Here is a 24,630-nt window from a genome sequence, read left to right as displayed (position 1 = left end):
TTACTAATCACCAAAATTAATATCTTTTAAATCATTTACAATGGTGATACCTAATACTTTTGCATACAATAGCGTAGTTTCTATTTTATCATGTCCTAAAATTTTCTGAACAGTAGTAATAGGCACCTTATGGAATATTAAGTTTGTAGCACAGGTATGCCTTGCAACATGGTATGTTATTTTTTTTCCGGACTTTAACTTCGTTTCAATATCTTTTAAAGCTTTATTAATTTCAGAATTAGTGAAATCATCAAACAAATATTTTTTTATACCCTTATATTTTTCAAATATTGCTACTGCTTTTGAAGAAAACATTTTTGAAATAGGTGTTTTTACGACCTTCCTTGTAGAAATATCACTTTTGATTTCTGATTTTATCATTGTAAATTTTAACCATTTAATCCCATCATCCTCATAGAAATTATCTTCGGTTAAGCAAACCAAATCGCAAAACCTAATACCACAATAACAGCTCATTAAAAAAAAGTCTTTTACTTTTTCTAAATCATTATCGAAATTTAATTTTTCTAACCGTCCTAATTCATCAGGGGTTAAAAAATCTCTTTTACCTTCTACTTGTTGTAATTTGAATTTTTTAAAAGGATAATCATTGACCTCTATTAAATCTAAAACGATACCTCTATTAACATAGGTCCTAATGTTTTTAAAGTATTTGTAAATCGTATTTACTCCTAAATTCAATTTATTCAAATGACGCTCAAAACCCATCAGAAAAGCAACATTTACACCATCAATATCTAATTCTTTTTTAAAGTCCTTCATAACAGAAAGTGTTCTTCTTTGTGTTTTCTTGGTAGATTCTTTTAGGATAGATTTTTCAATCTCTTCTTTCATAAAATCATAGAATGAATCATATAATTTAGAATCTTTTATCTCATTAAGCTTAGAAAGAGAAACATGTTCTCCTTCTTCTTTTTTTTGCCTGATAATAGCTTTAATTCGCTTAATGACACTATCTATATCATCGTTTAAAAAATCATGGTCATAATGATTGTCATTAATTTTTAACCTTTTTGAATCCCATTGATTTGGCTTTATGTAAATTCCTGTAGAAAAATATTTTCTTCTACCTAAATGATAGGCACAAATCTGAATCAAAGCTTCCCCTCTTTTATTCAGTTTTTTCTTTCTATTAAACACTGTTGTAAAATGTATCTGGCTCATAATATTATAAATTTTAAGCTAAACTAACGGGGCTTAAAATATTAAGCAAGAGATATAGAAAACTGCAAGAAAAACAGGGAATAAAAGTGGATTATAGTGAGTTTATAATGAGAGCATTAAACTACTACCTGTTATTTTGATACCCAAATTTACAAGGGTATCAATATAGTATCAAAAATATAAAAAATTATGGGGTAAATAAAATGCTGAAATATAGGTAAAACACTGAATGTATGTGTTTTAGATAAAAAAAGCACTCTAGAAGAGTGCTTTAAAGTGGTCCCACTTGGGCTCGAACCAAGGACCCTCTGATTATGAGTCAGATGCTCTAACCAGCTGAGCTATGGGACCAAATAATTGGCTGCAAATGTAATACTTTTTATTACATTATTAAATAAAATATTAGTTTTTTTTCTAAACCGTTCTATTCATTAGCCAAAGTCCAAAATTCTTTAAACTTTTCTTGTTTTTTTCTGACACATCCATAGTGTTTAAAGTATCAAACGCCTTCTCTGTATAATTCTTAATCTGTTCTTTTACTAAAGCAGGGATATCATTTTTATCAAAAATTTGAGTTACTTCTTTAATTTTTAAAGAATTCTCTGTTAAATTTTGATTGTAAAAAACACTTAATTTATTTTTATCTTCCTGAGATGCAATCTCTAATGATTTTAAATATAAGAAAGTCTTCTTATTTTCTATAATGTCCCCTCCTATTTGTTTCCCAAATGTTTTAGGATCTCCAAAAGTATCTAAGTAATCATCTTGTAACTGAAAGGCCAAACCTAAATTTAAACCAAAGTCATATATTAAGTCTGCATTTTCTTCATTTGTTTCAACAACAATTGCCCCCATCTTTAATGCGGCTGCTACCAAAACAGATGTTTTTAACCGAATCATATTTATATATTCATCAATAGTTACATCATTTCTAGTTTCAAAATCGACATCTAATTGCTGTCCATCACAAACTTCTAAAGCTGTTTTACTAAATAATTTTGCTAATTTCTGAAAAACAACAGGCTCATAATTCTCAAAATACTGATAGGCTAATATCAGCATAGCATCTCCAGAAAGAATACCTGTATTCAAATCCCACTTTTCATGAACCGTAGCTTTCCCTCTTCTAAGAGGAGCATCATCCATTATATCATCATGAATTAAAGTGAAATTATGAAAAACTTCAACAGCCAATGCTGCTGGCATAGCCTTTTCATATCCTCCTGAAAAAATATCTGCAGCCATTAATGTTAAAATTGGGCGCATTCTTTTACCTCCTAATTTTAGGATATAATCTATAGGCTCATATAAATTTCTAGGTTCACTAACCCACTTTTTAGATTCTAAATAATTGATAAAATCTTTTTGATAATGTAAAATCTCCAAATCTGTTATTTTTTTGTAAAAATAACGTAAAGTAATTTCACTTCACAATTCCAATGTTAAAAAATAAACAAAACTTTGGAAACTTCTTTTGTTTCTATAGTTTCCATTCGTACATTTGCACACGAATTATGAGAGATAAAATATTAGAAAAATCAAATGAACTCTTCTTAAACCTAGGCTTTAAGAGTGTTACTATGGACGAAATTGCCAGTGCTTTAGGCGTCTCTAAAAAGACGATCTATAAGTATTTTAAAAACAAAACAGAACTTATAAACGCTGTTACACACCATATGTTTAACGTTATCTGTTCTGGAATAAATGGTATATGTGAATTAAATCTAAACCCGATTGATGAACTTTTCTCGATAAAAAGAGTAGTTTTAAACAATTTAAAAGATGAAAAATCTTCACCTATATATCAACTTCAAAAATACTACCCTAAAATTTATGCTTCTTTAAAGCAAAAGCAATTTCATGTAATGCAAGATTGCGTTATTGCCAATTTAAAAAAAGGTATAGAAATTGGCTTATATAGAGAATCTATAAACTTAGAGTTTGTATCTAGAATATATTTTAACGGAATAATAGGCTTAAAGGATAAAGATTTATTTCCATTAACAGATTATTCTATGAACACTTTAATGAATTATTTTTTAGAATACCATTTACGAGGAATTTGTACAATTAAAGGAATACATCAATTAGAAAACCAATTAAAACAGAAATAAAAACCACATGAAAAAAATAATTCTGGTATGCATAAGTACCTGTTTTTTCTTTATTGCCAATGCACAAGAAAAAACAATGACCTTATCATTAAAAGAAGCTATAGATTTTGCTATTGACAATAGTTACAATACAAAGGCTTCTAAAAATGATATTAAATCTGCAAATGAAAAAGTATGGGAAACAACCGCAACGGGTTTACCCCAAATAAGCGCCGCTGTAGATTATCAAAATTGGATAAAACAACAAGTAAGTTTAATTGATATTGATGGAGACGGAACTGAGGATGAATTGGTTTTTGGAACAAAACAAAGCTTAACCGGTTTTGTAACTCTAAATCAATTAATTTTCGATGGTTCTTATTTAGTAGGGTTACAGGCCTCTAAGACCTATTTAAAAATTTCTAAACAAGCAAACGAAAAAACAGAACTTTTAACTAGAGAAACTGTTATAAATGCATACGGAAACGTATTAGTCGCAGAAAATAGTATTACAATTTTAGAAGGAAACATTAAAATTCTTGAGAAAAATTTAAGTGATGCAAAACAAATCTATGAAAACGGATTTAATGAAGAAGAAGACGTCGAACAACTAGAAATTACTTTAGGAAACTTAAAAAGTCAACTAAACAGTGTAAAGCGAATGAAAGTTATAGCTTATAAAATGCTAAACCTTTCTTTAGGAGCTGCAATTGAAACAGAACTTACGCTAACAGATTCTTTAGATTCATTAACCGAAAGCAACATTAACTTAAGTTTAGTTTCAGAAGATTTTAGCTTCTCTAATCATATCGATTTTAAAATAGCAGAGAACGATAGAGAATCTAAACGTTTATTAGTTCGCTTAGAGCAAAGTAAAGCACTACCTAGCTTATCAGCTTTTGTAAACTACGGATATTCTGGTTATTCAAACAATTTTACTTTCTTTGATAATGATCAGAAATGGTTTGAATCTTCTCTTTTAGGAGTCAGCTTAAACATACCTATTTTTAGTAGTTTAGGAAGAAGTTCTAAAACAAAGCAAGCAAAAATTGCTTTAGAAACAGCAGATATTAAGCTAGAAGAAACCAAACAACGTTTAGAATTATTAGCTGAAAAAGCAAAAAGCGAGTATCAACTAAGTATTGAAAACTATAATACTGCTAAAAAGAATGTTGGTTTAGCAGAAAGAATAGAAAAGAAACAAAGAATTAAGTTTTTTGAAGGAATTTCTACTAGTTTCGATTTACTACAAGCACAAAACCAACTATACTCACAACAACAATCGTACATACAATCTATGTTAGATGTAATTGCTAGTAAAGCAGCATTAGAAAACGCACTAAACACCCCAATTAAACAATAAATAGGCATGAGAAAAATATATACATTATTAGCATTTACACTTGTTTTAATATCTTGTGGAGAAAAAAAACCAACATCAGTTGCAGCAATCATTTCTGTTGGAGATTTAAAAGAATTAACCGATAAAAAGAAAGAAATTACAGCAAATTTAGAAACTATAAATGCAGATTTAGAAGCTATAAATAATGCAATTGCTAAAAAAGACACGCTTAAGAAACTTCCTTTAATTACCACTTTTACAGCAAAAGAGGCCGTTTTTAAACATTATTTAGAAATACAAGGAAGTGTAAAGACCAAACAAAACATTTTAATTTACCCAGAGATGCCTGGAATTCTACAAAAAGTTTATGTTAAAGAAGGTCAGAAAGTTTCTAAAGGACAATTATTAGCAACTATAGATGATGGTGGTATAGGCAATCAGGTTGCACAATTAGAAGCAACTACACAATTAGCAAAAACTACATTTGAACGTCAAAAACGTTTATGGGAACAAAAAATAGGGTCGGAAATTCAGTTTTTACAAACTAAAACGAATTATGAGTCTCAAAGAAACTCTTTAAAGCAGCTAAAAAGTCAACAAAACAAAGCATCTATTAGAGCGCCATTTTCTGGAGTTATAGATGATGTTATGAAAGAAGCTGGAACCGTAATTGCTCCTGGGCAAGGTTCAGAAATTTTTAGAATTGTAAATTTAGATAATATGTATGTAGAAGCAGAAGTGCCAGAAAGATACATAACAAGTATTCAAAAAAATAAAGAAGTAAAAATAGAATTCCCTGTACTTGGTGCAAGTGTAGACAGCAAAGTAAGACAAGTTGGTAGTTTTATCAACCCAAACAATAGGTCTTTTAGAATTGAAGTTCCTGTTGAAAATAAAAGCGGAAATGTAAAACCGAATTTAACAGCAAAACTTCAAGTTAATGATTATACAGATGAAAATGCTATTTTAATTCCGCAAAGTATTATTTCTGAAAACGCAAATGGAGAACAATTTATATATACCATTAAAAATAAAAAATCCAACAACGAAGCTACTGCAGAAAGAGTTATTATAAAAACAGGTAAAACACAAGGAAATTTCATCGAAGTTTTAGAAAACTTACCTGCAGGCACAGAAATTATTGACGAAGGTGCGAGAAGTGTAAATAATGGACAAGTAGTTAAAGTTATCAATAAATAAAAAAAATAACGATGACAAAACAAAAAAAACAAGTCGATAAAGAGTTTAAGTTATCCGCTTGGGCAATTCACAATAAAACTACTGTTTACGTGCTAATGGGAGTTTTATTTTTCTACGGTATTTCTGCTTACTTAAGTATGGCCCGAGAGAATTTCCCTGAAGTTAAAGAAACCAAGATATATATTAGTACTGCTTACCCTGGTAACACTGCAGAAGATATAGAGAAACTAATTACAGACCCGATAGAAGATAAAGTAAAAACCATTAGTAATGTGGTAGAAGTTACCTCAACCTCTCAAGAAGATTACTCTATGGTAATTGTTGAGTTTGATGAAAACATTACCGTAGAACTAGCTAAACAAAAGGTTAAAGACGAGCTTTCTACAGAAACATCTAGTGAAGATTGGCCTACTTTTAATGATGCTAAAGTAGAGCCTAATGTATTCAATTTAAGTATGTCTGAAGAAATAGCCATCTTAAATATTAATATTTCTGGAGACTACCCTGTTCATAAATTAAAAGAATTTGCAGAATATTTACAAGATGATATTGAGGATTTAGCTGAAATTAAAAAAGCTGATATTAGAGGTGCTCAAGAAAAAGAAGTAGAAGTTGCTGTAGATATATATAAAATGATGGCTGCAAAAGTTAGTTTTAACGACATAACTTCTGCAATTAGCAACGGAAACGTAACCATGTCTGCTGGTAATTTTATTACCTCTGGACAAAGAAGAACGGTAAGAATTATTGGTGAAATTGACAAACCAAATGATTTAGAGAATTTTGTAATAAAATCTGAATTCGACAATCCTATATATTTAAAAGACGTAGCAACCGTTTCTTTTAAAGACAAAGACAAAACAACATTTGCCAGAGAAAGAGGACAAGAGGTTGTAATGTTAGATGTTAAAAAACGTGCTGGAGAAAATATGGTTGCAGCTTCAGAGCAAATACAAGTAATTGTAAGCGATGCTATTGATAATTATTTCCCTCGTGATTTAAGTGTTACCATTACCAACGATCAATCTAATAAAACCATCGGTCAGGTAGACGATTTAGTAAACAACATTATTTTCGGGGTTATTTTAGTGGTAACTGTTTTAATGTTTTTCTTAGGATTTAAAAATGCAGTATTTGTTGGTTTTGCCATACCAATGTCTATGTTTATGTCTTTAATGATTTTAAACTTGTTAGGTTACACCATGAACACCATGATTCTTTTCGGATTAATTATGGGACTGGGAATGCTGGTCGATAACGGAATTGTCGTCGTCGAAAACGTATATCGTTTAATGGACGAAGAAGGCATGAATAGAATTGATGCGGCTAAAAAAGGAATTAGCGAAATTGCATTTCCTATTATCATTTCTACTGCAACAACCGTTGCCGCATTTATACCCTTAGGTCTTTGGCCTGGTGTAATGGGAGATTTTATGGTTTTATTACCAATTACATTATCTACCGTTTTAGGTTCATCTTTATTAGTAGCAATATTCTTTAACTCTGTATTGGTTTCTCAATTTATGAGTGTAGAAGATGTAGACATGCCTATTAAAAAGATTGCAATTGTAACAGGTGTTATGGCAGTAATAGGGATCTTAATCTTAATTGCAGGCGGAACTTACAGTGCCATTGGTGCATTAATGATTTTTGTAGCAGTAATGCTTTGGGTTTATCGTTTATTCTTAAGAGGATGGGCTAATAGTTTTCAAACCAAAGTATTGCCAGTTTTAGAAAGATGGTACGAAAGTAGTTTGCGTTTTTCTTTAAGAGGTAAAACTCCTTACTTTTTAGTAATTGGTACCACTATTCTTTTATTTGCTTCATTTATTGCTTTTGGTTGGTCTTTAGGTACTCAAAGAACTAAGGTTGAATTTTTCCCTGACAATAAGCCAAATCAAATAATTGTTTATATAGAATACCCTGAAGGAACAGATATTCAAAAAACAAATGCCATTACAAAACAAATTGAAGAGAAGGTAGAAGGCGTTTTATATGCTGATGAATATATGGATGGCGACTACAATTTTATGGTAGAAAGTTTAATTTCTCAAGTTGGTGAAGGTGCAGGAAACCCACAGACAGATGGTGGTTCTGCTGCAGAAATGCCTCACAAAGGAAAAGTAACCGCTTCTATGAGAGAATACAAATATAGAAGAGGCTTAGATAGTGAGTTAATGCGTCAGAAAGTACAAACAGCATTGGTTGGTATTTATCCTGGAGTTTTAATTTCTGTTGAAAAAGATGCTAACGGACCACCTGCAGGATCTCCAATTAATATTGAAATTGAAGGTGATGATTATGCAGAATTAATTCATGTAGCACAAAGAATGCGAGATTTTATCAACACAAAAAGTATTTCTGGTATAGATGAATTAAAGATTGATGTAAACCGAGACAAACCAGGAATGGAGGTTATCGTAGACCGTAAAAAAGCTGGTGAATTAGGCGTTTCTACAGGACAGGTTGGGCAACAATTAAGAGCTTCTATTTTTGGAAACAAAGCAGGTGTTTACAAAGAAGATGGAGACGATTATGATATCTACGTTCGTTTTAACAAAGAAGACAGATATAATAAGAGTGCTATTTTTAATCAGAATATTATCTTTAGAGATATGGCTTCTGGTAAAATAAAGGAAATTCCGGTTTCTACTGTAGCAACACAATCTAACAATTCTGGTTTTAGTGCTATTAAGCATAAAGATATAAAAAGGCTTGTTACCGTTTATTCTGCATTGTCTCCTGGAGAAACTGATGCTGGAGCCGTCGTTGGTAAAATTAGAGAAGAAATGAAAAACTTTAAAGATTTACCTAAAGGAATAAAGATTGATTATACAGGTCAGTTAGAAGAACAAAACAAACAAATGTTATTCTTAGTGGGTGCTTTCTTTACTGGATTGGCTTTAATTTTCTTCATTTTAATTTTCCAATTCAACTCGGTTTCTAAACCAGGAATTATCATGTTGGCAATTTTCTTAAGCTTTATTGGAGTTTTTGGAGGAATCGTTATTTCTGGTAGTTCTTTTGTTATTATGATGACCATGATGGGAATTATCTCATTAGCCGGTATTGTAGTAAACAATGGAGTTGTACTATTAGATTATGCACAATTGTTAATTGATAGAAAGAAAGGTGAATTAGAAATAGACCACGAAGATTATTTAGACAAACAAATGTTATTCGAAGCAATTGTAAATGCTGGTAGAGCGCGTTTAAGACCTGTTTTACTAACAGCAATTACAACCATTTTAGGATTAATTCCTTTAGCAATTGGATTAAATATAAACTTCTTTAGTTTGTTTACAGAATACAACCCACACATCTATATGGGTGGAGATAACGTTGTTTTCTGGGGACCTTTAGCTTGGACCGTTATTTATGGTTTATTAATAGCAACCTTTTTAACACTAATTGTGGTGCCTGTTTTATTCTACTTAGTAACCTTATTTAAAATGTGGATTAGAACCAAAACAACCTCAAACGAAATGGTTCCTCAAGAAGTGATTATTGAAAATAAAAGAATTGATGAAAAAAATCAAATCTAAATTTTAAACATATTTTTTTATAAAAAAGAGATGAAATTCATATAATTTCATCTCTTTTTGTATTTTCGAACTAATGATAAAAAAGAAGTCCTTTACGGTTGATGAATTAAAACGTAAGCTAGAAAACTACTGCGTTTACCAAGATAGATGCCACAAAGAAGTAGAGCAGAAAATGCATGAATACAAGCTGATTCCTGAAGCTAGAGAAATGATCTTATTAAGTTTGATGAAAGATAACTTTTTAAATGAAGAACGTTTTGCTAAAAGTTTTGCACGCGGAAAATTCAAAATTAAATCTTGGGGAAAACAACGTATTGTTAGAGAATTAAAATTTAGAGATATTTCTGCTTACAACATTAAAACAGCTTTAAAAGAAATTGATGAAAAAGAGTACGTACAAACTATTTATAGAATTACAGAAAACAGAAATGAAGTAATTTCTGAATCTGATATTTATAAACGAAAACAAAAATTAATTGGTTTTTTAATGCGAAAAGGTTTTGAAAGCGAGTTGATTTATAAAGTTGTTGCCGAAGTAGTTGCTTAGAGCTTTATATGCGCTACAGATAGAATAGCATTGTAAAGAATAAAACAGCACTGCAAAACCTATTAATAACGAACTGCTTACAAACAATTTTAGCCCTGATTGAAACGGCATCCTTTTTGCTTTTTCGGCAAAAAGATATAGAGTAAAGCAGGAAATAGCTTCTAATACTACCTGTTAATTGTACTTAAAAAGATAGAATCACTTTTTTTCTTTGCTAAAATAACGGCTTGTATATCGTTATTTGGTATTTCCACAGACAGTACATAGTGCTTAATTTTCCAAACGTTTTGCTTCTTCTCTAAGACTCCAGAACCTCTACAAGTTCCCATCCAAGTAGTTAATAACTCATCGAACCAAACAAAATCTTTAGCTTCGTTTACATAAACATTTCTTTCTAAAGGTTTAAAAGACCACGCTTTGCCTTTATCAAAAAAAGGTTTGCTAAATTTTTGAAATTGTGTTTTACTCCAGTTTTCAGTTGCATCTGTGCCAATAAAAACCGAAAGACTGTCCATCTTAGCAAAATAACCTTCATAATTTGCTTCTGAAGCCGCTTGGTGCCACTCATCTAGCAAAGTATTCGCATTGGTTTTTATCGATACAATTGTAGGAGTATTTTCAATATCTTTTTTAACGTTACAATTAAAAAATGAAACAACTACCACTAAGATAAAAAAACCGTTTTTCATTGCCTATTCTTTCTTTAAAAAAACTTGATTTTCTGGAGAAATCTCGTTAAATTCTTTTCTTTGTACTGCATTCCTTTCTTTACTTATTGAATCTTGTTCCAATTTTTTTAAATTAATAGATTTCTTAGAAATACTATCCATTTGCGTAGAATCTATACCTATGAAATCGAAGTCGATATTTATTTCTTCTTCAAAACGCTTTTTAGCAAGTATGCTATTTATCTTAGAGTTTACAGTAGAAAAAGCGGCTATTGTTTTATCTACCTGCAAATTAACTTCTTCGGAGGTAATTGCGGGTATAAAAGTAAGATCTGCCAAACGTAACACCTCATTGTGCAAAACGTTAATTCTTGTTTCAAAAGGAGGAGTGTCGAAAATTTCTGGCTTTACACTGTCTTTTAAACTGATAACCAAATCTCTTAATTCTAACGCATTACTTAAAGCTTCGTTTGGCGATACTTTTTCAAATTTCTTTAGAAAAGAATTTACCGTTTTTAGTTCTTGCCAATTTTCTATTTCTGGCTCATAAATAGCTTTAACACCTTCTAGAGAAATATGCTTTACGGGAGTACTTAATTTTGGTGTTTCTTGAAGCGCACTAACAGTTTCTTTCTTATTATTACCACAAGAAAATAAAATAACAGACAGCAATAAGTAAATAATTTGTTTCACGATTTTTTATAATAAGTGGTAAAAATAAGCATTTTAAAAACATCTCTTATTTATTTAAGGAAATTGTAACAAAAGTCTTTTTTTTTAACCATAAAATTAAAATGTAAGCTATCCATTTTATTTCGTCTACACCATTAATAAAAAACAAGAAGTTTGTAACAAAGGTTACATTTTTTTTTAATCATTAAAAATACCTTTGTATAAAATATTAGGAGATGAAAAAAATTATTGAAAAAAGTTTACAAGACACATTATCTTATAAAGAATATAGAGATTTAGTAAGTAGTTTATTAGCTGAAGGAAAAGCGACAGGAACTCAACAATCTGAAGATTTAACAAATTACAGTATGTTAAACGACAGAAGAATGAAGCGTTTAGATAAAACCATAAAAATTTCTGAAGCAACTATTACCAAAATGCAAGAAATTACTGAACCTCAAACTTGGCTGCTTATTACAGAAGGTTGGTGTGGAGATGCTGCTCAAAACTTACCTGTTATAAATAAAATTGCAGCAACAAATAGTCTTATTAATCTTAAATTAGTTTTAAGAGATGAGCATGAAGATTTAATGAACCTATTTTTAACAAATGGAGGAAAATCAATCCCTAAATTAGTTGCTCTAGATAAAGACAATAATGTAATTAACACTTGGGGACCTAGACCTAGTGAAGCTACAAAAATGGTTGCAGATTATAAAGCCAAACATGGTGTAATAGATGCACAATTTAAAGAAAATTTACAGGTTTGGTATAACAAAAACAAGGGACAAAACATACAAGACGATTTTATACAACTTTTTACAAATACACTTGCAAAAGAAGTATAAATAAAATAAAAAATAAATTTAAAACCGTAAATTAATAAATTGATTTACGGTTTTTCTTTTCTGTATATTTGCACCGAAAATTATATATAAATGTTTGTAGATTATTCCACAATTACCGAAGAAGCAAAAGTTTGGGTATACCCTTCTAGTAGAAAATTTTACCCGAATGAAATTGAAGGAATTGAAAGTAAAGTAAAAGACTTTCTAGAAAACTGGAAATCTGACGATGAAAACTTTAAAGCTTCCTACCAATTTTTATACAATCGTTTTATTGTGCTATTTGCAGATGATGAAAATTCAACGTTAACAAACTCAGACATAGATGCTTCTGTTTCTTTTATCTTAGGACTACAACAAGAATATGAAGTAGAGTTGTTAGACAAAATGAATGCTTGTTTTAAACAAGGAGAGTATGTACAATATAAAGATTTAAAAGACTTTAAAAAACTACTTAAAAATAAAGCTGTAACAGCAAAAAGCATCATTTTTGATAATTTAATAACTACAAAAGTGGACTTTGATAACAATTGGGAAATTCCTCTTGAAGAAAGCTGGTACAATAGATATTTATAGCAATTTATCTTGTTTACATTATAAAGTTTAAATCACTCTTATAATGCGATACAAGTTCTTTTTATTAAAAACTTGTATCGAGAACAAATTAAGAAACTACCATTGGTTCTCGATACAAATTTCACTTATTATAATTGCCTATTTATCTAAAATATCGCCAATATTTGGTTTAAAGTAATTAGGTCCTTTTAAAACTTTACCATCTTCTCTGTAAATAGGTTTACCGTCTGCTCCTAATTTACTCATATTACTACGCTGAATTTCATTAAAAACCTCTTCAATTTTATCTTGCATTCCGTGTTCTATAATTGTGCCACATAAAATATACAGCATATCACCTAAAGCATCTGCAACCTCAACCAAATCATTATTTTCTGCTGCCTCTAAATATTCTTCATTTTCTTCTTTCATTAAATTAAAACGAAGTGTGTTTCTATCTTTACCAATATTTGCAATTGGCTTTTGATTCATATTTAATTTAAAAGCGGTGTGGAATTCAGTTACTGCTGCTATTTTATTTTTCATTATATATTCTGTTTTATTTAAATTATTGTTTTTTTATTTAGTTAATAAGATTCAATTTTAGAAGTTATACCAAAAACGAGGACATTCTTCATTTAATTTGTAATTTTGCAGAATAGAATTTTATTAATTTTAGTTAGACAATATATATAAACTTTCTGATAAAATAAAAGCTTCTTGTTTACCATTAATCCACAACTTTTAAAGAATACAAATTATGTTTTTAAGTGCTTATTTTACAACAGGAAGAATTATTTTTATGACTTTATTTTTCATTTCTTTTGTAGCTCTAATGATTTACAGTTATAGAAAAGACATAAAAAACCACGAACGTTATTATAAAGGAACGGGTAAAAAAGTACTTATTTACGGCGCAATTGTTATTGCTGTTTTTGTAGCCATCAGAATACTTTGGGGTCAATAGGCTAATTTACAAATACTTAACTAGCTTTTAAATCAAAATTAAAGGTTGTTTTTCATAATAATTTTATAATTTTGCAAAATTAAAAATTAAAAGTAGCTTGTGTTTAAAATATTTTTAGCTACATTTATCAACATATTATTAGAAATACATAATCATTTAATCCCCCAAAAAAATGATACCCTTAAATACAAACAAATACAAGCTACTTGTATTCCTCATGTTTCCTTATCAGTTTGCTACTGCAACTTCTGTAGGTACAGCATTTAATTACGTCATTAAAACAATCTCTACATTAAAAATTAACAAGCTAGACATCCTTATTAATCACATAGGTCCAAATGAAAATCCTCAATTGGTTACTAGTTTTTATTCGAGTTACCCTATTTGTCATAATCCAACAAACATTTATACTAATAATTAATAGAAATATTATAATCATTTAATTCCCCCAAAAATGATATCTACTAAAAAAAACAAATACAGTACATTTATATTATATGTAGTATCCCTTTTACTACTATTTATATTATTTTATTTCTTATTCAATCAGTTTGCTCTAGCAGGCCCTGAATCAAATAAGGATAATGCTTCTGCCCAAAATAATACTACCTTAAAGATAAAATCTTTGAGCTTATATGTTAATATAACAGATTTAGGTATAAATTATTCCTCACTCAAAACCGCATAATTATCTAACAATATTTAAACTTTTTTATTAAAATCATTTAATCCCCCAAAAAATGATACCCCCTAAATACAATACGTATAAAATACTTATATTCTTTTTATTTTTCTATCAATTTACTTCTGCACAAACAGCACCTGTAGCAAAAGATGATAGTTATACCACTACATCTAATACAGAATTAAGGATTGATACTCCCGGTTTATTAAGTAACGACACTGATATAGATGACGATGATCTAGAGGTTACGTCGTTTACATTAGATAGTATCACATATGCTGCAGGAGACACAGCTAACTTAACCGATGGAGCAATTACTATAAATGCAAATGGTAGTTTTCTTTTTACACCTACTACTAATTATAATGATATTACTCTTGCTATTAACTATGTAATTTCTGATGGCACGTATACTGCTTCTGCTAACCTGAGCATCAAAGTAAACAACCTATATGCGCCAGATCCTAAAAATGACAATTACTCAACAGAAACAAACGCAACTCTTAATGTTGATGCGCCTGGTATATTAAGTAATGACACAGATAAAGACGACAGTTTTTTATCCATTACAGAATTTAAAATAGATACTATAAGTTATAATGCAGGTGAAAAAGCAAATTTTACTGAAGGATCTATTACCATAAATGAAGATGGTAGTTTTTCTTTTATACCTGCCGCTAATTATAACAACAAAATTCCTACAATTAGCTATACCGTTTCAGACGGAGGTTTTACAAGTACCGCTAACTTAACTGTAAAAATTATTAACTTATATCCGCCAGATGCTAATGATGATTATGATACAGCAAACATAAACACTACTTTAAATGTAGATACTCCTGGTGTACTCATAAATGACAGTGATCAAGATAACAACTCATTATCGATTATCAATTTTATCATAAACGGAACAACTTACACCACAGATCAAAAAGCTATTTTTGCAGGTGGTAGTATCTCTTTTAAACCAGATGGTAGCTATACTTTTATCCCCACTAAAAACTATACAGGGAATATTCCTGTAATTAAATATATTATTTCTGACGGAACTTTTACAGATTCAGCTAATTTATATTTAACAGTAGAACACATAACCGACTTATTAGAAATAAGCTCTATATCTAGCTGTAACCAAGGCTACACCGTAGATGGAGTATATAAGATAAAATATAGTTTAACGCTTAAAAATAAAAGTACTGCAAGAGATTACCATGCAGAAAACCTTATAAAAAACATAGATTTAACAAATGACTTAAACTCTATTTATGGCAATGGATGTGTAGAACAAATAGAAGGTGTTACGGTTAATACTACTGCTGTTCAGGATTTTGTAGACAACCCGTACCCTACCGAATTTAATACAGATGCTGTAAATAATGATTTTTTAAACGCTACATCAAACTCTCTTTTTAACAAAGATGCTATAGATAATTTTATTTTATACCCAAGGCAATCTATAAATATTGAATTTTGCGTAACGGTAAATCCTTTTTGTGGTGGTAGACCTAACCCTACTCCTTCTGGTTCTGGAATCGATTTTAATCATGTAGCAGAGGTAACTTCTACAATAGGAAACGACGCTAACAGTATTTTACTTGAAGATTTTCATACTACAGAAGCTATTGTGGCTGGAGGATTATATGTACCAGATTCAAGACCAAATGTAAATCCAGACGGAACTTTTGATTATAATAACAGAGTTATCTTAACAAATGAAGGTACCGCTACAGCTAATAATATTAACTATAACATGGGTTTAGGCGATTTCTTAAGCAATGGTATTGCTTTTAGAGAGCTTAAAGTTACTCAAGTTTCAGGGCCTAATGTAACTGTTAACAATTCTTATAACGGAGGAACAAACACAAAATTACTAATGCCAAATAATTCTCTTGAACCTGGAGAAACTGTAATTTTAGAAGTTTATTATTTAACAGAACCTTTCTCTTCCACTGGAATTAACAATTTTTATCAATTAAACCTTTCACAAACCCAAGGAGATTTAGACGGACTAGATGAGTCTACTTCATCTAACAACAAAAAATTCTCTTTTGTTAATTGGTCTGATGGTTTAGGAAATCATTTAGATAGATATTACCCAACAAATTCATCTACAGCACCTGTAACATCTGCAATGCAATGCAGTTGCGCTTCTTCTAATATGGTATTATTATTTAGCTCTGCCAATAATAATGAGAAAGAAATTTCAGAAGTTAATAAAATTCCTAATGGTATTTTAGAACATGATGAGGTTACCTTTCAACTTACCATCAAAAACAATAGTAACATTGTACAGTTAGAAAACTTAAATCTACAAGACGACTTAAATAAAATTTGTTCTGGTAACATTGTTTCTGTGACAACTCCTTTTATAGAGAACTCAACAGCAACAAAAGACCCAATTTTAAACCCTAATTACAACGGTACTTCAGATATCAATTTTTTTGATGGTACTTCTGGTATATTAATGCGAGGAGAAACAATTACTGTTCAATTTACAGTTGTTTTTTATGAAGACTGTATTGGCAATAACACTTCTAAATTTACCGCAACAGATCCATTAAATAAAATTATAAGCTCATCTGATTTTGTAGCTGTTAATGCCACGACAGATTCTGATAATGATGGTATTTCTAACGCTGTTGATATTGATGATGATAACGACACCATCCTAGATGTTGATGAATACAATGGATTAAATCCTTTAGATGACCATGACAAAGATTTTATACCTAATTACAGAGATACCGATTTTGGTGCTGATGCGAATAACGATGGTATTGTCGATCTTTTTGATTTTGATAATGATGGAGCTCCTAATCACTTAGATTTAGATAGTGATAATGATGGAATTTTAGATATTGTAGAAGCAGGAAATAAGTCTGTAGATACAAACCGTAATGGTCGTACCAATAAACCGGTCGGTAAAAATGGACTTGATAACACTAAAGAAAATAATGATAATAGCAATGCCTCAACTAATTACACTATTCCGAATACAGACACCAACGGCAATCAAGACTTTATAGATATTGATGCTGATGGAGATGGTATTGTAGATAATATTGAAGGACAAACTACTGCTAATTACAAAGCACCAAATGGTGTTATTAATGCTTTAGGTATAGATACTGCATATCCAAACGGAATTACTCCAACAGACACAGATCGTGATGGTAAACCTGATTATATTGATTTAAATTCTGATAATGACATTCGTGATGATGCTATTGAAGCTTGGGATTTAGATAATGATGGAATTGCAGAAACTACTCTACTAAATATAGACAGTGATAATGATGGTTTAGATGATGCTTATGACAATAATACTGCATTGGTAAACCCAACAAATAGTCAAGTTCCTACCGATTTCCCAAACAACGATGACCCTGACACATCAGAAAGAGACTGGAGAGAGATTATAGCCATTGTTGTACTTATTGATAATGTATCTGTAATAGAAGGAGAAGATTTAGAATTCACAATCTTGTTAGTTAAAAAGACGGATCACTCAAAATTAATTCAAAGTGCATCACCGATTAACATTAGCTTTTCAACAATAGATGGTACCGAAACTACAGACACATACAATATAGCAATTGCTCCTTATGATTATAAACAAGTAAACTCTAAAACTTTAACAATAGATCCTTTTACAGATACAAATACGTTTACCGTAAATTCTTTTGATGACAATATTGATGAGCTAGATGAATTATTTACTTTAAAAGGTAACATAACTTCTAACAACACCATTAATACAGAAATAAATGGGATTGGTACTCTTTTAGATGATGAAGATGCACCGTCTATTACCATGAATAACTCTATAAGTAATGAAGGAGATGATTTAGAACATAAAGTTATTTTAAGCCGTCCATCTTCACGACCAATTTACATAGACATTCATACAACAGACGACACTGCAATTAGCCCAGAAGATTACCAAAGTTTTTATAAATCTTTAACCATTAATGGAACCACAGACCCTAATAATGCAAATACAGAAAGTTCTTTTAACATTCCTACTTTTATAGACAATATAAACGAATCAGATGAATTTATAAACGTTTTTGGTGTTGTAGCTTCTGCTCATATTGGCGCTCAAGATTTAACTAAAACAGGTACTATTTTAGACATAAACCCAGATCCTAAAGTTATAATAGATAATGTTACTGTTATTGAAGGGCGTACTTTAACTTTTACAGTCTCATTGGTAAATCCAGATACGGATGAACCAATGCAGAATTATTTACCGATCAACTTCAATTTAGAAACGGTTAATGAAACAGCAAGTGATTTAGAAGACTATAATCCGGAATTTACCATCGCTTATATACCTGCATTTGAAACATCTATTACTCAAGATGTAAAAACCATAGATGATACTATAAACGAAGATACAGAAACAATGCTATTAGAGGTAGAAATTACAACTACAGGTGTTTCTAACTACTCTTCAACAATTTATGGTATTGGAACCATAAAGGACAATGATTACCCAAACCTTTTTTCGCCAAATGATGATGGAAAAAGTGATGTATTTGAAATCTCTGGAATTGAAGAGTATCCAAACTTTAGAATAACGATACTTGACCGTTGGGGAGGTCAAGTATTTGATTATAAAAATAACGGTAATGCAAATCCACTTTGGTGGGACGGTACCAACAACGGAAAACCTGTTACAGAAGGCATTTATTATTACTCTTTAGATTATAACGATGGTGTTACAAAACCTAAGAAAAGCTTTATCCAATTAATAAGATGATACAAAAAAGCCCCCAAAACAATTTAAAGATCACAAATAAAACGCTTTTTACGTGTGTCTTAATTTTTCTTTTCTTTAGCACATTTAATTACGCACAACAGACACCACATTATACACAATACATGTATAATATGCAGGTAATAAATCCTGCGTTTGTTGGTTCTAGAGCAGATTTAAGCATCTCGTTATTATCTCGTCAACAATGGGTTGGTGTAGAAGGAGCACCAGAAACCAAAACGTTTTCCATAAACGGAAGAACAGCAGCTGGTTTAGGTTTTGGTGCAACGGTTATAAACGATAAATTAGGTTTAGCAAATAGTACTAATATAAATTTAGATGTCTCTTATACATTGCCTATATCTCGCTACGAAAGACTCTCTTTTGGTTTAAAAGGTGGCGTTACTTTTTTTAATAATAACTATGCAGGAGGTGTAACACCAGATAATGAAATATATGCTTCTACAGATGGAAGTTACCCCAATATTGGTTTTGGTGGATTGTATTATACTGAAGATTTTTTTATAGGATTATCCATTCCAAATATTTTAAAATCTAGACAATTTAAAACCTTAGAAAACCTTGATGAAAGCTTTGGAATAAGCAATCACAATTTCTTTTTAGCATCAGGATATATCTATGAAATGTCTGAAGAATTAAAATTTAAACCTTCAATGATTATAAAATACACGCCTAGTCTACCTGTTTCTATAGATCTAAATGCTAATTTTATTTATAAAGAAATAATTGAAGCAGGTTTATCTTACCGTTATAAAGAATCTATGAGTGCTCTGTTTGCTATAGTTATCAATAAAAAGTATAGAGTTGGGTACTCTTATGATAATAGACTTGCTAATTATGGAGAAAATCTAAGCTCTCATGAAATTATAATTAGTTTTGATTTAGATTTAAAAAGAAATACACGCTGGTTATTTCATAACCGTTGCTACTTTTAAAATATTCCTTTTAATTTTAGTCTGTTTATTATTTACCTAGAAATAATAAAATCAGTTCACAATTTGATAATCATAAAAAAACCGACTCTAAACAGAGTCGGTTTTTACATAAATTAATTTTAAAGATATTCCTTATCAGGAATAATTAATTTTAATTTTCCGTTTCTAAGAAGTTGTAATTTTTAGAGTAAAATAACATTTGCTCTTCAAAATCCTTAGGGTCTGTAACTTGTACATCTACAACCTTTCCACTTTCATCTACATCCAGAACCAAAACAGGGTTTACAAAACCATTATAAGGTGCAGATTTAAATTGCTCGTTTCTTTTTAAAACTTCTGCATGTAATTGTTGATCCACTTTAACACCATAGCCTTCTACCAAAGCTTTAGCAGCTTCAAAATCACCTTCAGATTTTATACGTTGTGCCTCTTTTAATAAACTTCCAAATATTTCTCTTAACTTATCGTAATCATTTATATTGAAGTACGTTTTACCATCTCTTACAACTTTCTCTATTACATTGTCTTTTTTACCTTGCTCAAAAGCCCAAGCTGAAACCCATTGTCTGTTTACCATGTGGTCTTCTTCAATATCATCTCCTAAATTAATTCTCACCAATTGTGTCATTAATCCATTTCTAATATATCCATCATAAGCAGCCATCCCTAACTCCTTGTAATTATCTGTCACCCCTAATTCTTGCAATTTAACATCCATTAAGTAATACAAACCAACTAAATCTGCACGTCCTTCTTCCATTGTAGAAGCATAATTTTGAAGTGTTTCTTTTGGTTGCCCTATTCCTTCATTAATAACACCAGAGGCATGCCCAACAACTTCATGTAAAGAAGTATGTAGTTTATCTGCAATCTGACCGTATTTTTCTTCCAAACGAACTTCCTCTTCATCATTGGCAAATTCTTTTAAACGATCAGTTCCGCCTACATTGTTATACGCTCCAATAATGTTTCCTAAAGAAACAGATTTAGAACCATGTTGTTCACGAATCCAGTTGTTATTCGGTAAGTTTACACCAATTGGCGTACTTGGAGATGCATCTCCAGCCTCACCAGCAACATTTACCGTTTTATAAGAAACCCCAACTACATTTTCTTTTTTATGAGAAGGAGCTAAAGGAGCATTATCTTCAAACCACTGCGCATTATCAGATAAAACTTTCATTTTACGAGACATGTCAAAATCCTTAATCTGAACAATAGTTTCATAAGAACCTCTATATCCTTTTGGATCGTTATAGACTTCGATAAAACCATTTATCCAATCGATATTTCCTTCTGTGGAAGTTGACCAAGCAACACAATACTGATCCCAAACATCTAAACTTCCTGTTTTGTAATATTCTATTAATAACTCTAACGTATGCGCTTGTTTATCGTTTTCTGCAACTCCTTTTGCTTTTTCTAACCAACCAATAACATTGTCTAATGCAGCACCATACATGCCTCCAGATTTCCAAACTTTTTCTACTAACTTACCATTTTCTCTTACTAGTTTAGAATTTAACCCCGCCTCAATTGGTTGCTCTTTAGATCCTTTATAAGCTGTTTTATAGAATTCAGCAACATCTTTGTCTGTAATATCTGGTCCATAAAAATTAATTGCTGATGACAAGATATTGTCAACTCCAGATTTCTTATTTACTTTTTTATTATCAGCATCATTAAACAAAATTTCAATTATTTCTGATGACAATTCTGTGTTTGAGTTTTTTAATAAATCCTCTGTAAAATATTCTTTTGTAAATGCTGGTTTTAATTTATCATTAGAATAATGATGATGAATTCCATTAGAAAACCAAACTCTTTTTAAGAAGGTTTTAAACGATTTAAAATTATCATTTTCTCTATCTCCCGTATAATTTTGGTTGATATTTTCTAACGCTTTTCTAATACTTAAATTATAGCGATAGTTTTGATCCCACATAATATCTCTACCAGACAAACCTGCTTGGGTTAAGTAGTAAACAAGTTCTTTTTCTTTTAAAGTAAGTTCTTCAAATCCTGGAATTTTATAACGCAATACTTTAATATCTCCAAATTGCTCTACAAAATGGTTAAATTCAGTGGCTACTTTTTCACTTTCTTTTTCGGTTTCTTTTTTTGGTTCCGAAGTACAAGAAGCCAATAATAAGGCAACTGAACAACCAAAAATCATCTGTTTTATATTCATTTTATTAAATTTATAATTGATGTATAAAGGTACAAATTTTAAGCGCGTATACTTCGTATATTTTTAAGTCTACTCCAAGTTATATTATGTCTTTGAGTATAAATTACAAAGCAACCAATATCTAATAAAAAGTAAAATAAACTAATACCACTTGGCGGATTATTACTTGGTAAAAACTCAAAAACCTCAAACCCAATACTTGGCCATCTCCAACATCCAAACGCAGTACCACCAATTTCTAGAATTGCTACTAAAATATACATCGCATAGAAAAACAACCTATCCTTAGGCCTTTTCCAAAGTAATAGAAAAACACCTATTGTCATTACAAAACCAAAAACATCTGAAAAGAAAACAAGGTATGTGGTTGCAAAAATGGCAATTACAATTGCAAACAATTGCTCTATAGCTTTATTGTATTTTTTTACAACTGATGCCTTACTAAACATTAAAATTCTACCATACAAAGCGGCATGACCAATGGGTACATAAAACGGTACATTCTCTAACCTATAAGTATACATACTTAATGCTCTAGAAAAAAGATATTCTCCTGCAAAACCTAAAATTACAGCATAAATCATTAGTTCTTTTACTCTTGGAGTAGATCTAAAGTACATTTTAAAAAAACCAGCTAGCATTAAAATATTAATTAATAGCTGCGAGCTTGTTACGTTTTCTGCAAAATAAATACTATCAAAAAACAAGACGAAAACAAAAAAAATAAAGCGACCAATTTCTCTGTTAAAAGTAGAAATGATTTTTTTTAAATCATCTTTAGGTATTTCAAATACATTCATTCTTTTAAATATTTAAAACAATCTGTGGTGTGGTCATTTACCATACCAATAGCTTGCATATACGCATACACTACAGTAGATCCTACAAATTTAAAACCTCTCTTTTTTAAGTCTTTAGAAATTTTATCTGATAGTGCTGTTGTTGCCGGAACTTCCTCTCTTTTATCGAACTTATTAATAATTGACTTGTTATTAACGTAAGACCAAATAAATTTAGAAAAAGAACCAAATTCTTGTTGAATTTCTATAAATAATTGCGCATTTGTAATGGCACTTTTAATTTTTAGTTTATTTCTAATAATACCTGAATCTTTTAGCAAAGATTCATATTTACTTTCAGAGTAGGTTGCTATTTTTTTATAATCGAATTGATCAAAAGCAAGTCTAAAATTTTCTCTTTTATTTAAAATTGTAATCCAACTTAAACCCGCTTGAAAAGTTTCTAAGATTAGAAATTCAAATAAAATACGATCATCATAGACGGGTGTTCCCCACTCTTCATCATGATATTTTTTATACAAGTCACTGTCTGTTACCCAAAAGCATCTTTGTCTCATTCCTTTTTATTAAGGTTGAAAATTAATGTTAAATCAATTAAAAACCAATCTATTTTAGAATATTTTTCGGAACTTTACTATAAATAAAACAATTGATTATGAAACTATTAAAACAACTTCTTATCCTTTTTTCTTTTGGATTATTTGTGTACGCTTGTGGTTCATCACCAATAAAAAAAAATACAACTACAGAAGAAAAACCTGTTATTATTGCCAATGATAGTTTAGAGTATGAAGTAATTATTATAGACCCTGGTTTTAATGCATTTTTAGCTTCCGTAGCGAAACCAGAAGGTTATTATTCTCAAAACTACCTAGAGGCTAGAAATAGAACTTGGGTTTTAGAATGGAATAATAGAGCTAGAAACCCTATACAGTTCAACGCTAATATCTATGAAAATATCGTTGACTACCAATCTACTACAGATTACGGTTACGATGTAAACTACAAATTATTTAATTACTTTTTATTTGCTCAACAAAAGTATAAAATGAATTTAGGGGGAGGTTTTTCTAGTAGAATTAGATAGTTTTCTTTGAGTATCTTACAAAACTAAAATCAAATTTATTTTTTTCGTCTGCTAAAAAATCTTCTCTTGCTGTTTCTTTCCAAATTTTTAAATCTATCTCCGGAAAAAAAACATCTGCTTCAAATTCATGATGCACCTGAGTAATATCTAACCTATCTACCAAGTCTTTCTCTATGCATTCTTTATAAATTTGTGCACCACCAATTATAAAAATATCATCTTTATTTTCTACCATTTCTATGGCTTCTTCAATACTATTGGCTATTAAACACCCTTCTTTAAAATAATTTTTATTTCGGGTAATTATAATAGTTGTTCTATTAGGTAAAGGTTTACCTATAGACTCAAAAGTATTTCTCCCCATTAAAATGTGATGTCCGGATGTAACCTTTTTAAACCGTTTTAAATCTGCCGGTAAATGCCAAATTAAATCATTATCCTTTCCTAAAGCATTATTTTTTGCAATTGCTGCTATAATTGTAATCATAGAATCCTAAAATTTTAACAAAATTAGAATATTTCTACCAAGA

General features: G+C 30.2%; 21 protein-coding genes and 1 tRNA gene. 12 read left to right on the top strand and 10 right to left on the bottom strand.

Features of this window, described 5'->3' with window-relative positions:
• Window positions 1–3: 3 nt before the first annotated feature.
• The 3 genes from H0I29_RS09880 to H0I29_RS09870 form a co-directional block, all read right to left on the bottom strand.
• Complete coding sequence (locus H0I29_RS09880; RefSeq protein WP_218752145.1) at window positions 4–1,185, bottom strand: site-specific integrase; 1,182 nt, start codon at window positions 1,183–1,185, stop codon at window positions 4–6.
• A 277-nt stretch (window positions 1,186–1,462) separates the two neighbouring features.
• Window positions 1,463–1,536 (bottom strand) — tRNA-Ile (locus H0I29_RS09875).
• A 63-nt stretch (window positions 1,537–1,599) separates the two neighbouring features.
• On the bottom strand, window positions 1,600–2,571 hold the full coding sequence (locus H0I29_RS09870; protein WP_218732601.1) for a polyprenyl synthetase family protein: 972 nt from the start codon (window positions 2,569–2,571) through the stop codon (window positions 1,600–1,602).
• A gap of 128 nt (window positions 2,572–2,699) precedes the next feature.
• On the opposite strand from H0I29_RS09870, the gene H0I29_RS09865 reads away from it, so the two are divergent.
• From H0I29_RS09865 to H0I29_RS09845, 5 genes are all read left to right on the top strand, one after another.
• The gene (locus H0I29_RS09865) at window positions 2,700–3,299 is read left to right on the top strand and encodes a TetR/AcrR family transcriptional regulator (RefSeq protein ID WP_218732600.1); all 600 of its coding nucleotides are present in this window, start codon (window positions 2,700–2,702) and stop codon (window positions 3,297–3,299) included.
• Between the two features lie 7 nt (window positions 3,300–3,306).
• Window positions 3,307–4,641, top strand: a complete 1,335-nt coding sequence (locus tag H0I29_RS09860) for a TolC family protein (RefSeq protein ID WP_218752144.1) — start codon at window positions 3,307–3,309, stop codon at window positions 4,639–4,641.
• A gap of 6 nt (window positions 4,642–4,647) precedes the next feature.
• Window positions 4,648–5,820 carry an efflux RND transporter periplasmic adaptor subunit gene (locus H0I29_RS09855; RefSeq protein WP_218752143.1) on the top strand — a complete coding sequence of 391 codons (1,173 nt, stop codon included), beginning with the start codon at window positions 4,648–4,650 and terminating at the stop codon, window positions 5,818–5,820.
• A gap of 11 nt (window positions 5,821–5,831) precedes the next feature.
• Window positions 5,832–9,365 carry an efflux RND transporter permease subunit gene (locus H0I29_RS09850; RefSeq protein WP_218752142.1) on the top strand — a complete coding sequence of 1,178 codons (3,534 nt, stop codon included), beginning with the start codon at window positions 5,832–5,834 and terminating at the stop codon, window positions 9,363–9,365.
• A gap of 73 nt (window positions 9,366–9,438) precedes the next feature.
• On the top strand, window positions 9,439–9,912 hold the full coding sequence (locus H0I29_RS09845; protein ID WP_254712607.1) for a regulatory protein RecX: 474 nt from the start codon (window positions 9,439–9,441) through the stop codon (window positions 9,910–9,912).
• A 167-nt stretch (window positions 9,913–10,079) separates the two neighbouring features.
• Here the strand turns inward: H0I29_RS09845 and H0I29_RS09840 are convergent, their stop codons facing one another.
• Complete coding sequence (locus tag H0I29_RS09840) at window positions 10,080–10,601, bottom strand: nuclear transport factor 2 family protein (RefSeq protein WP_218752141.1); 522 nt, start codon at window positions 10,599–10,601, stop codon at window positions 10,080–10,082.
• A gap of 3 nt (window positions 10,602–10,604) precedes the next feature.
• Window positions 10,605–11,273 (bottom strand): hypothetical protein, encoded by a 669-nt coding sequence (locus tag H0I29_RS09835; protein WP_218752139.1) that lies wholly within the window; start codon window positions 11,271–11,273, stop codon window positions 10,605–10,607.
• A gap of 215 nt (window positions 11,274–11,488) precedes the next feature.
• On the opposite strand from H0I29_RS09835, the gene H0I29_RS09830 reads away from it, so the two are divergent.
• Both H0I29_RS09830 and H0I29_RS09825 read left to right on the top strand, forming a co-directional pair.
• Window positions 11,489–12,100 (top strand): thioredoxin family protein, encoded by a 612-nt coding sequence (locus H0I29_RS09830; protein WP_218732594.1) that lies wholly within the window; start codon window positions 11,489–11,491, stop codon window positions 12,098–12,100.
• Between the two features lie 90 nt (window positions 12,101–12,190).
• The gene (locus tag H0I29_RS09825; RefSeq protein ID WP_218752137.1) at window positions 12,191–12,673 is read left to right on the top strand and encodes an ABC transporter ATPase; all 483 of its coding nucleotides are present in this window, start codon (window positions 12,191–12,193) and stop codon (window positions 12,671–12,673) included.
• Window positions 12,674–12,811: 138 nt separating this feature from the next.
• Here the strand turns inward: H0I29_RS09825 and H0I29_RS09820 are convergent, their stop codons facing one another.
• Window positions 12,812–13,198, bottom strand: a complete 387-nt coding sequence (locus tag H0I29_RS09820; RefSeq protein WP_208890263.1) for a nucleoside triphosphate pyrophosphohydrolase family protein — start codon at window positions 13,196–13,198, stop codon at window positions 12,812–12,814.
• 214 nt (window positions 13,199–13,412) lie between these two features.
• On the opposite strand from H0I29_RS09820, the gene H0I29_RS09815 reads away from it, so the two are divergent.
• From H0I29_RS09815 to H0I29_RS09800, 4 genes are all read left to right on the top strand, one after another.
• Window positions 13,413–13,619 (top strand): hypothetical protein, encoded by a 207-nt coding sequence (locus H0I29_RS09815; protein ID WP_218732591.1) that lies wholly within the window; start codon window positions 13,413–13,415, stop codon window positions 13,617–13,619.
• A 172-nt stretch (window positions 13,620–13,791) separates the two neighbouring features.
• Complete coding sequence (locus H0I29_RS09810; RefSeq protein ID WP_218752135.1) at window positions 13,792–14,040, top strand: hypothetical protein; 249 nt, start codon at window positions 13,792–13,794, stop codon at window positions 14,038–14,040.
• 319 nt (window positions 14,041–14,359) lie between these two features.
• Window positions 14,360–19,069: a cadherin-like domain-containing protein gene (locus H0I29_RS09805; RefSeq protein WP_218752133.1), complete on the top strand. Its 4,710-nt coding sequence runs from the start codon at window positions 14,360–14,362 to the stop codon at window positions 19,067–19,069.
• The gene (locus H0I29_RS09800) at window positions 19,066–20,022 is read left to right on the top strand and encodes a type IX secretion system membrane protein PorP/SprF (RefSeq protein ID WP_218752131.1); all 957 of its coding nucleotides are present in this window, start codon (window positions 19,066–19,068) and stop codon (window positions 20,020–20,022) included. Before H0I29_RS09805 ends, H0I29_RS09800 begins: the two co-directional genes overlap by 4 nt.
• A gap of 151 nt (window positions 20,023–20,173) precedes the next feature.
• Here the strand turns inward: H0I29_RS09800 and H0I29_RS09795 are convergent, their stop codons facing one another.
• Genes H0I29_RS09795 through H0I29_RS09785 form a run of 3 tightly spaced genes read right to left on the bottom strand, consistent with a single transcriptional unit; the run spans window position 20,174 to window position 23,570 of the window.
• Complete coding sequence (locus H0I29_RS09795) at window positions 20,174–22,213, bottom strand: dipeptidyl peptidase 3 (protein WP_218752130.1); 2,040 nt, start codon at window positions 22,211–22,213, stop codon at window positions 20,174–20,176.
• Between the two features lie 38 nt (window positions 22,214–22,251).
• The gene (locus H0I29_RS09790) at window positions 22,252–23,013 is read right to left on the bottom strand and encodes a hypothetical protein (RefSeq protein ID WP_218752129.1); all 762 of its coding nucleotides are present in this window, start codon (window positions 23,011–23,013) and stop codon (window positions 22,252–22,254) included.
• Window positions 23,010–23,570 (bottom strand): DNA-3-methyladenine glycosylase I, encoded by a 561-nt coding sequence (locus H0I29_RS09785; RefSeq protein WP_218732586.1) that lies wholly within the window; start codon window positions 23,568–23,570, stop codon window positions 23,010–23,012. The genes H0I29_RS09790 and H0I29_RS09785 overlap by 4 nt, the downstream gene beginning before the upstream one ends.
• Window positions 23,571–23,668: 98 nt before the next feature.
• On the opposite strand from H0I29_RS09785, the gene H0I29_RS09780 reads away from it, so the two are divergent.
• Window positions 23,669–24,100: a DUF6146 family protein gene (locus tag H0I29_RS09780; RefSeq protein WP_218752128.1), complete on the top strand. Its 432-nt coding sequence runs from the start codon at window positions 23,669–23,671 to the stop codon at window positions 24,098–24,100.
• On the opposite strand, the gene H0I29_RS09775 is transcribed toward H0I29_RS09780, so the two are convergent.
• Complete coding sequence (locus H0I29_RS09775) at window positions 24,093–24,587, bottom strand: dihydrofolate reductase (RefSeq protein ID WP_218752127.1); 495 nt, start codon at window positions 24,585–24,587, stop codon at window positions 24,093–24,095. The two genes, H0I29_RS09780 and H0I29_RS09775, sit on opposite strands and share 8 nt — an antisense overlap.
• Window positions 24,588–24,630 lie beyond the last annotated feature (43 nt).

Origin of the sequence: Polaribacter sp. R2A056_3_33 (assembly GCF_019278485.1) — a bacterium.
GTDB lineage: Bacteria > Bacteroidota > Bacteroidia > Flavobacteriales > Flavobacteriaceae > Polaribacter.
The sequence above is the reverse complement of the archived record's forward strand: the minus strand, read 5'-3'. Positions and strand labels throughout refer to the sequence as shown.